The organism is Ensifer sp. YR511, from assembly GCF_900103045.1.
In the GTDB taxonomy this organism is placed as follows: domain Bacteria; phylum Pseudomonadota; class Alphaproteobacteria; order Rhizobiales; family Rhizobiaceae; genus Ensifer; species Ensifer adhaerens.
The window spans coordinates 1-2,249 of sequence record NZ_FNGR01000080.1 but is presented as its reverse complement, the minus strand read 5'-3'; the positions used below and the strand labels follow the sequence as shown (position 1 = coordinate 2,249).

The 2,249-nt window shown below is 63.1% G+C and carries 2 protein-coding genes; both read right to left on the bottom strand.

Features of this window, described 5'->3' with window-relative positions; genetic code table 11:
• Positions 1 to 1,478 (bottom strand): methyl-accepting chemotaxis protein (locus tag BLU15_RS38710; RefSeq protein ID WP_143034377.1); only part of this gene is annotated, 1,478 nt, incomplete at its 3' end.
• A 300-nt stretch (positions 1,479 to 1,778) separates the two neighbouring features.
• Positions 1,779 to 2,249, bottom strand: a 471-nt coding sequence (locus tag BLU15_RS38705; protein WP_244546962.1) for a methyl-accepting chemotaxis protein, incomplete at its 5' end; no start/stop codon positions are given.

Here is a 2,249-nt window from a genome sequence, read left to right as displayed (position 1 = left end):
TCGTCGGCGGCCGAGCGGATTTCCGTCGCGCCGGCATCAATGCCGCGGGCATTGGCACCGACGGCGCAGAGCGTGTCGTGCAGCTTGGCGACCGAATTGTTGAAGTCGGCTCTGAGACTGTCGAGGCGATCGGCGAAGGGGTTGTCGATGCGGTAGGCGAGATCGCCTTCGGCCAGACGGCCAAGGCCCATCGCGAGACCGTTTACAGCTTGCTGGATTTCGGCCGCATCGCGCGCCTTCTGCGCTTCGCGTTCCAGACGTTCGCGTTCTGACAGCGAGCGGTTCGCATCCGCCTCGCTTTCGAGCTGCATCTTGGCGATCGTCGCATCACGCAGGACACGCAGCGACCGGGCGAGATCGCCGATCTCATCCTTGCGCTCGGCCTCGGAGAGGTCGACGTCGGTCTCGCCAGCGGCGATCTGGCCGGTGACGCCGATGACATTGGCGACGCGCTTGCGGAAGCGGCTTGCCAGTGTCCAACCGACGATGATCATGATCGCGGCGGCAACGGCAATGACGGCGATCGAAATCATCGCGAGATGCGAAAGGCCGGCAAAGACCGTGGCTTCGGGCACCGAGACCACGACGTACCATTCGGTGTCGGGCAGCAGGTTGACCGGTACGGCGACGGCCAGATGCCCGCTGCCATCCGTGTGCTTCAGCGCGAAGGCCTGGCCGGTGTGGCTCAGGAGGTCACCCCACCCCTCACCCGCGAGAGGCGTGTCTTTCAGCACCTTGCCGAGGACCTTGGCATCCGGATGGCTGATGATGCTGCCATCCTTGCTGAGCAATGAGACGAAACCGGTGCCGAAGGGCTTCAGTTTGGCGAGTTCGGTCGAGAGTTCGCCGAGCGCCATGTCGACGCCGACCACACCGATGAAGGCGCCGTCCTTCTTCAGCGGCACCATGATCGAGGTCATCAGCACGTCCTTGCCGTTGATCGGGTAGACATAGGGCTCGGTGACCATGTCGAGGCCGGTCTTCTTCGGGATCTGGTAGTAGTCGCCGGGACCCGGCTTGTCATAATCGGCCAGCGCCTCGTGGATCACCTTGTCGCCGGAGCGCGCGATATAGGGAACGAAGCGGCCGGTCGCGTCATGGCCGGGCTTGCCGACGAATTCGGCGTCCTTGCCGTCGAAGGCGTTCGGCTCCCAGCCGGTGCTCATGCCGACGGCAAGCGGATTGTCGACAATCCAGCGTTTCATCAGGGTTTCGATTTCGGCGCGCGACGGCTCGCCGGTGCCCTTTACCGCATAGAGCGCGGAGCGGATGTTGTTTGCGAGCGTCTTTGCCTCGGCAAACTTCGTCTCGACGCTGCGCGCGCTTGCGGATGCGGCATTGGTCATTTCGGCGATGCTGCGCTCGCGCAATTGCTGATAGGAGAGCCAGAAGACGACGGCGGCGGTGACCATGGAGGTCAACAGGCCGGTCATCACGATGGCGAACATGTTTCTTGCCGTTGCAGTCTTTAGGATCACCGTATGTCTCCCCTCGCGCCTCCGCCGTTGCGGTCGTGCGCGGCCAAATCATCGATTGCGTGACGGGCACGCTGAGCATTGGGACAGGTGTCTGGGGCACATCGCGATGATGAATGCTGGAGGCGACGTGCGGGCGAAGTCATTTCGCGGCGAAGAAACGGTATGCGCGAGCGCTTTATCAAAGCTTAAGAAACAAGGGGATGACTCGCGATCCTGCAGTGAAAAGCGAGAATCCTGATGCACTGCGCAAAGAAAAGGCCCGGTCTCCCGGGCCTTTTGCTTCTCAAATGTCGGCGAGGACTAGGCTGCCCGGCGGCGGTGGCTGGTCGCTGCCGCGTATACGCTCTGCGTATCGCCGAGGTTAAACTGGGCCAGCAGTGCGTTGAGCGAGGCTGCTTCCGACGCCAAACCATGGCTTGCCGCCGTCTGTTCCTCGACCATGGCCGCGTTCTGTTGCGTGCCCTGATCCATGGTGTTGACCGCCGTGTTGATCTCCTGGAGGCCCGTCGACTGCTCGCGCGTCGCGGTCACGATCGCGCTCACGTGCTTGTTGATCTCCTGGACTTCGGCGACGATCGTCTCCAGTGCCTTGCCGGTATCGCCGACCAAGGTCACGCCGTTGCGGACCTGGTTGCCGGAGGTGGTGATCAGTGCCTTGATCTCCTTGGCCGCATTGGCCGAGCGCTGGGCGAGTTCACGCACTTCCTGCGCGACGACCGCAAAACCCTTGCCGGCTTCACCGGCACGGGCCGCCTCGACGCCGGCATTCAG